The organism is Frankia sp. CcMO1, assembly GCF_977945845.1.
The window spans coordinates 1-6,667 of the sequence record NZ_CDWTMG010000256.1 but is presented as its reverse complement, the minus strand read 5'-3'; the positions used below and the strand labels follow the sequence as shown (position 1 = coordinate 6,667).

Genomic DNA, 6,667 nt, shown 5'->3' with positions numbered 1-6,667 from the left:
CGACACACCAGAACGGCGAACAACATCCACACCCGACTCCAACACCAACCACTCACCGCAAGATCACGAATCTACGTGAATGTTTACAGAGTGTCGTGGGATCGGAGAACCGTGGGCATTGACGTCGTCAAGGGTGGAAGCGTCGCGCTCACCGGAGCCACCGGCGGACTGACGCACATCACCGTCGGCCTCGGCTGGGATCCGAATGCTCCCGGATCGGAGGAGTTCGACCTGGACGCGAGCGCCATTGCCCTGCAGGCGGACGGGCGAGCCCCCAACCGCAGCTATTTCATCTACTACAACAACCTCAGCAGTCCGCGCGGCGAGATCGTGCACCGCGGTGACAACCTCACCGGTGAGGGTGCGGGCGACGACGAACAGATCGAGGTGCGTCTCAACCTGCTGTCCAGTGCGATAACGCGCATCGTCTTCCCGGTCAGCATCCACAACGCCGACTATCGACACCAGAGTTTCGGCGACGTGACCGGCGCCTATATCCGGGTCGTCAACGCGTCGACCGATGACGAACTGGTGCGGTACGACCTCACCACCGCCGCCGCGCGGGACACCTCGATGTTGTTCGGTGAACTCTACCGGGATCAGGACGGCTGGCGCTTCCGGGCACTCGGCCAGGGTGGGGTCAGCGGCCTGGCGGCGATCGCCCGCGGCTACGGCCTGGACGTCTGACACGGCCTGGGCATCTCACACGGCTTGAACGTCTGACACCGCCGGGCGCCGGCAGGGGGATGGCGGGCGGCGCGGGCGCCATCCCCGTCGCCGTGGATGTATACCGGGACGGACCGAACCGGCGTGGAAGATCAGCGTGGGATGGACGTGTGCTTGAACTCGTTCAGCTCGGGCCAACCGGTCACCAGGTCGACGATGCGCTCCACCGCACGGATGGAACCCGCCGGGTCGGCACCGAGCGGCGCACGGCTCATCAGCCGGACGAACACGGCCTGGTCACCGGCGACCCAGGTCGGCACGCCCCAAACGGTATGCGAGGCGACGTACTGCTCGTGCTCGGCGCGGACCTTGTCGAGGGCGCCATCGTCAACCCGGGCGAGCACCTCGTCGGCGGGCAGCCCCACCCCCGCGAGCGTCTCCCGGATGACTGTACGGTCCTCCAGGTGACGGCCCTCGTCGTGACGCGCCGCGAACAGTGCCCGGTGCGCGGCGGGGAACAGATCCGGATATTCGTCGCGGACGACGACGCCAGCCCGCAGGGCGAGGATCCCGGAGTCCTGCTCGGGCTTCTCCCAGACGGTGGGTTGTCCCTCCTCCACGTGCGCCTGCCCCAGCGAGAACGGGAGAAAGGTGACGTTCCAGTCGGCACCGGCCGCGAGACCAATCAAAACGTGTTCATGTGCGTTGCGGGCGAACGGGCAACGGTAATCCCAGGTAATCGCGAAGGTGACAGAATTCATGTCGCGGGCAACACCCGGGCCGTCCCCGGTGTTCCAGCCGAGACGCACGGCTGTTCAGGCGCTCCGTTGCCGCCTGCTCCGACGGCTTTCCATCGCGGCTCTCATCGCAGCTGTCCGTGGCCGCTATCCATAGCGGGCGGACCCAGCTTCCACATCATGATGGGGGTTGAAGTGGCGTTGTGGGGACTGTTCGGCGGCTTCGCTGTCGAAGGTCTCGATCTCTACACCACGGTCCGCCGACGGGGCCGGTGGCCCTGGCAGACCGGGAAATCCCAGGAAGCGGGCCCCTGGGCCTACCTGGTTGCCGAACTGGTCCGTCTCGCCATCGGCGCCGGCCTGGCTGCGGCCGCCGGCGCCTCGGGCCAGGTCGACACCGCCTTCGCCGCCCTCGCGGTCGGGGTTGCCGCCCCCCTGGTCGTGGAGCGCCTCGCCCGCGCCGTCCCCCTCGATCCCAGGACAGCCGCCGCGACAGAGCCGGCCGTATCGAACCCCCAGACAGGAGGCTGACCATGCGCGCCGACTCGTTCGCCGGTCAGGTCCTCGCCGTCCTGTCCCGTCGCACGCCTGCCTTCACCCTTCCCGAGGACGAACCGCAGACCTTCCCGGACCGTGCTCGCGCCCTGCTCCTGCGCACGACGACCAAGGTCCCAACCGGTCACGCCGCGACAGTCGAGCCCACCCGAGGGAGCCCGGCACCCCCCAATCCTGAAACGATCAACCTTTCGGACAGCGTCCGGCCCGCCGCATCCCCCGCCCGCCGTCCGGTCTCTGATCATCGCAGGCAGGTGCACCGCACGGCCGCCGCGGTTCTCGCCGTTCTCGCCGTTCTCGTGGCCGCCGGGGTCGGTTCTCTCGCCGTCCGCGAGGGCGATCCGCAGCCGATCACCCCTGGCGGGACGGCCCACCTACTCGGCGCCCCGTTGACCGGCCGCACCGGCGCCGTGACGTCCGTGGCGTTCAGCCCGGGCAGGGGCACCCTCGCGGCCGCCGGCGTCGACGGGACGGTCCAGCTGTGGGACGTCACCAACCCGGCCACCCCTCGTCAGCTCGACCCCCTGCTCACCGGCCGCACCGGCGCCGTGACGTCCGTGGCGTTCAGCCCGAACGGGGGCACCCTCGCCACCGCCGGGGATGACGGAACGTTGCGACTGTGGAACGTCACCGACCCGACCAGCTCGTACCAGCTCCACCCGCTGCTCCCCGGCTACCCCGGCGCCGTGGCATCGGTGGCGTTCAGCCCCGACGGACGGACCCTCGCGACCGGCGGGGCAGCATCCGACGGAATACGGCTGTGGGACGTCACCGACCTGACCAGCCCCCACCAGCTCGGCACACCGTTCGGCATATCGCTCGACGGATCCGCCCCTAAGCTCCCGCCCGCCGTGCTCTCGGTGGTTTTCAGTCCGGACGGACGCACCCTCGCCATCGACGTCCCCGGCGCATGGGTGCAGCTGTGGGACGTCACCCACCCCGCCCGACCCCGCGAGCTCGGCCGGCTACAGGTCTCCGCCGACCGCGCCAAAAGCGCGACATCGGTGGCGTTCAGCCCGGACAATCGCGTCCTCGCCACCGGCAGCGCCGACACCACGGTGCGACTCTGGGACGTCACCGAGCCGACCGACCCCCGCCAGCTCGGCCAGCCGCTCACCGGCCACACCGGCGCCGTGACCTCACTGGCCTTCACCGGCCGCGTCCTCGCCACCGGCAGCGCCGACACCACGGTGCGACTCTGGCAGGTTTCCTGAGGCCCAGCCGGCGACCGGAGGAGGCGGCCTCGGTGGTCGTCCTCCCGGCCATCATCGGGGGCTACGGCGCCGAGGCGGTGTCCAAGGCGGTGTCCGAGGCGGCGGAGGCTGCCGCGGCATCCGGTGGGGCGCCCGGCTGGGTGGATCGATCCCGGCCGGGCCCAGCCCCCGCCGCGCGGCGATCAGGCCGCGCAGGTAGACCACCGCCGCGATAATCACGGTGATGTCGTCGATCAGTCCGATCGGCCCCAGCGGAATCTCCGGGACGGCGTCCACCGGGGAGATGACGTAGGCGAGGCCCGCCAGGGTCGCCACGAGGCCCCGCAGCGGCAGCCGGTACTTCCGGACGACAACCAGCGCGGCCACGGCCAGCGCCAGGATGATCACGACGAGGACCCCGAGGGCGATGAGCAGCCCGGTTCCGACGTTGTCACTCATCGCTGCCCACCACTCATCCCTGCCCACTGTCGTTCATCGCTGTCCGCTCCCGCAAGATCGGCCGGATCCGTCGGCTCATCGTGTCATCACTCGATGGATCGTCACCGATCCCTCGCGATGATCCTCGATCAGGATGCCCACCCGGCGCCATCTCGAACATCGGAACAGCATTTTCATCCGGCGGACGCGTCGGTGGCCGCGCCGGTAGGCTTCGCCCTGTGTCCCGGACGGATTCCCCGGTTTCGCCCGGGCGGCTGCTGGCCGTCAGTGACGTGCATGTCGCCTACCCCGAGAACCGGCGGATGGTGGAGGACATCGCACCCGGATCATCCGGCGACTGGCTGATCCTCGCCGGTGACGTCGCCGAGACGGTCGCCGATATCGAGACGACGTTCAAGCAGCTCAGCGGGCGTTTCGCGAAGGTTGTCTGGGTGCCGGGGAATCACGAGCTGTGGACTCCCAAGCAGGACCCGGTGCAGCTGCGCGGCGAACATCGCTACCGGCATCTCGTGGAGATCGCCCGCGGGCTGGGTGTCGTCACCCCGGAGGATCCCTATCCGGTCTGGGAGGGCACGGGCGGTCCCGTCGTCGTCGCGCCGTTGTTCGTGCTCTACGACTACACCTTTCGTCCCGCCGAAACGGCGACGAAGGAGGAGGCGCTGGCCCTGGCCCGGGAAAGCGGGATCGTGTGCACCGACGAATGGGTGCTGCACCCGGACCCGTATCCCACCATCGACGCCTGGTGCCAGGCCCGGGTCGCGCAGACCCGGGCGCGCCTCGGCGACATCGATCCGACAATGCCAACGGTGCTCGTCAACCACTGGCCACTCGTCCGTCAGCCCACCGCGGTACTGCGGTACCCCACATTCGCGCTGTGGTGCGGCACCACGAGCACGGCCGACTGGCACACGCGGTTCCGGGCCAGCGCGGTCGTCTACGGTCATCTGCACATTCCCCGCACCACCTGGTACGACGACGTCCGCTTCGAGGAGGTCTCGATGGGCTACCCCCGGGAACGCGCGGCGTGGGGCAAGCCATGGTCCGGGCTACGGCAGATCCTGCCCTTCCCCGCACCGCCGGCCCGCCGGGACTGAGCGCGATGCCGGGATCGAGTTCCACGCCGGGATCGAGATTGGCGCCGGGGGCAGGCTCGGCGCCGCCGGGGGCGCCGGCTTCGACGTCAGTAACGGGTAGCGGAGTAAAGAGGGTGGATCCGCGCCTGCTTGCGAGCCTGCTGCCCGCGGCGGCCGTCGCCGTCGAGACATTCGAGGACGATCCCTCGGCCGTGCTGTTCCCCGAGGAGGCCGCGCTGCTGAGCCGCGCGGTCGACAAGAGGCGCCGCGAGTTCACCACCGCCCGGGTATGCGCGCATCGCGCGCTGGAGGGGCTCGGGCTTCCGGCGGCGCCGATCCTGCCCGGTTCCCGCGGCGCACCCGGCTGGCCGGACGGAGTGGTGGGAAGCATCACCCACTGCGCCGGCTACCGGGCGGCCGCGGTGGCCCGGGCGGCGGAGGTCCACACCATCGGCATCGACGCCGAGCCGAACGAACCCACACCCGGCGGGGTGCTGAAGGAGATCACCGTTCCCGCCGAGGAGGGCTGGCTCGCGGCCCTCACCCGCACCCGCCCGGCCGTCTGCTGGGACCGGCTGCTGTTCAGCGCCAAGGAGTCCGTCTACAAGGCGTGGTACCCGCTGGCGGAACGTTGGCTTGGCTTCGGAGACGCCGCCCTCGTGATCCACCCGGGCACCGCACCTATGGGCCCGCCGGCGCCGGGCCCGGCCGCCCGGGGCACCTTCACCGCGAAACTCCTGGTGGCGGGGCCGCGGCTAGCCGGCGGTGAGCTGACCGGCTTCGACGGTCGTTGGCTCTCGGCCCGCGGCCTGCTGGTCACCGCGATCACCGTGCCGCACCTGGACGGCACCCCCGTGACGACGGCATCCCCCCAGACGCACCCTGCCTATCCAGAGGGATAAATCGGGCACGAAAGGCTCTGGAAAGACAAGGAACCGGATCCTGGTCAACCGCCGCCGCACGGACCCGCCGAACGCGACGCTAGGCAGAGTCGTCCACGTCCACGACAATCTCCCCGCCCAGCACGAAGCCTCCGGACAGACGCAGGTCGTCACCGCTCCAGAACCGCCCCGGATCGTACCAGTTCGGATGGCGACCGGACGGCAGCAGGCCCATCGCCTCGTAGGTAACAGCCACGACCTCGGCGCAGTACGCGGTCTCCAGCGCGTACTCGCTCATCATCCGGCGGGGACGCGGAAGCCGGCCACGCAGCCAGCGTGTCGCCAGCCGGGCCGTGGACGGAAACGGCGTGCCGTCGAGCCGTGCGACGGTCCGCAGCACGGCATCCTCCTGCTCGGCGCGGACCGCGGGCTCAAGCTGACGCAGCCAGGCCCGCTGGCCGTAACGGCGCGCCCAGACCTCCACCGCCGCACGCAGGTCGTGCAACTGCACGCCGCGCTGATGCGTGCCCGCCCAGACGTCCGGCAACGATTTCCCCAGCTCGGCGTGCCACATCAGCGGCGGAAGATCGTCAACGACCACCGCCATGCCGACATGGTTCACCGGGCTGTTGGTCGTCGTCTGGATCGCCCGGTCCACCGCCGTGCGGCCGCGGAACAGCCACAGGTCGCCGGTCCGCGTCAGTTCCAGGGCATCGGCCAGGCTGATCCGCGAATCAGGCATGCCGGTAGCATGCCGCAGCCGACGCAAGGGCGCCCTAACCTGGACGGATGAATCGCGCTCGATGGGGAAAGCTGCTCGGCGTGGCCGGACTCGCCGGAGTGGCCGCTACCGGCGTGCTCGTCGCGCGCAGCCAGCGCCGGCGGGTCGCCTACTCCCCCGAGGAGGTCCGCGCCCGCCTGCACGCGCGGCTGGCCGCGTCCGACGCCCCGCAGGCCGACGAGAATGGTTCCACCCTTACCTGATCCTCGGCATCGGGCTCACGGTGCGTTCTCACTCCGGACCCGCCGGACCCGCGCAACCGGCCGCGCGGCGCCGAAAATCGCTGGACGGCACGACTGGGAATGATGAGATCGAGCCATGA

Annotated in this window: 9 protein-coding genes; 6 read left to right on the top strand and 3 right to left on the bottom strand. The window is 70.2% G+C overall.

The window, feature by feature from the left end:
- Window positions 1–111 precede the first annotated feature (111 nt).
- Window positions 112–687 (top strand): TerD family protein, encoded by a 576-nt coding sequence (locus AC08OU_RS21120; protein ID WP_462188495.1) that lies wholly within the window; start codon window positions 112–114, stop codon window positions 685–687.
- 131 nt (window positions 688–818) lie between these two features.
- On the opposite strand, the gene AC08OU_RS21115 is transcribed toward AC08OU_RS21120, so the two are convergent.
- Window positions 819–1,427, bottom strand: coding sequence for a DsbA family protein (locus AC08OU_RS21115; protein ID WP_476595422.1), 609 nt, complete (start codon window positions 1,425–1,427; stop codon window positions 819–821).
- 156 nt (window positions 1,428–1,583) lie between these two features.
- On the opposite strand from AC08OU_RS21115, the gene AC08OU_RS21110 reads away from it, so the two are divergent.
- Together AC08OU_RS21110 and AC08OU_RS21105 are read left to right on the top strand one after the other, a co-directional pair.
- The gene (locus AC08OU_RS21110; protein WP_462188490.1) at window positions 1,584–1,934 is read left to right on the top strand and encodes a hypothetical protein; all 351 of its coding nucleotides are present in this window, start codon (window positions 1,584–1,586) and stop codon (window positions 1,932–1,934) included.
- A gap of 2 nt (window positions 1,935–1,936) precedes the next feature.
- Entirely contained in the window at window positions 1,937–3,172 is a 1,236-nt protein-coding gene (locus AC08OU_RS21105; RefSeq protein WP_476601826.1) for a WD40 repeat domain-containing protein, read from the top strand.
- Between the two features lie 51 nt (window positions 3,173–3,223).
- Here AC08OU_RS21105 and AC08OU_RS21100 read toward each other — a convergent pair whose 3' ends face one another.
- Entirely contained in the window at window positions 3,224–3,610 is a 387-nt protein-coding gene (locus tag AC08OU_RS21100; RefSeq protein ID WP_476601825.1) for a YkvA family protein, read from the bottom strand.
- A 218-nt stretch (window positions 3,611–3,828) separates the two neighbouring features.
- On the opposite strand from AC08OU_RS21100, the gene AC08OU_RS21095 reads away from it, so the two are divergent.
- Window positions 3,829–4,704, top strand: a complete 876-nt coding sequence (locus tag AC08OU_RS21095) for a metallophosphoesterase family protein (RefSeq protein ID WP_462188488.1) — start codon at window positions 3,829–3,831, stop codon at window positions 4,702–4,704.
- 125 nt (window positions 4,705–4,829) lie between these two features.
- Window positions 4,830–5,585: a 4'-phosphopantetheinyl transferase family protein gene (locus tag AC08OU_RS21090; RefSeq protein WP_476601827.1), complete on the top strand. Its 756-nt coding sequence runs from the start codon at window positions 4,830–4,832 to the stop codon at window positions 5,583–5,585.
- Window positions 5,586–5,664: 79 nt separating this feature from the next.
- Here AC08OU_RS21090 and AC08OU_RS21085 read toward each other — a convergent pair whose 3' ends face one another.
- Window positions 5,665–6,306 (bottom strand): hypothetical protein, encoded by a 642-nt coding sequence (locus AC08OU_RS21085; protein ID WP_462188487.1) that lies wholly within the window; start codon window positions 6,304–6,306, stop codon window positions 5,665–5,667.
- 47 nt (window positions 6,307–6,353) lie between these two features.
- Between AC08OU_RS21085 and AC08OU_RS21080 the strand changes: the two genes are divergently transcribed.
- Window positions 6,354–6,548: a hypothetical protein gene (locus tag AC08OU_RS21080; RefSeq protein ID WP_462188486.1), complete on the top strand. Its 195-nt coding sequence runs from the start codon at window positions 6,354–6,356 to the stop codon at window positions 6,546–6,548.
- The last annotated feature ends 119 nt before the right edge of the window (window positions 6,549–6,667 follow it).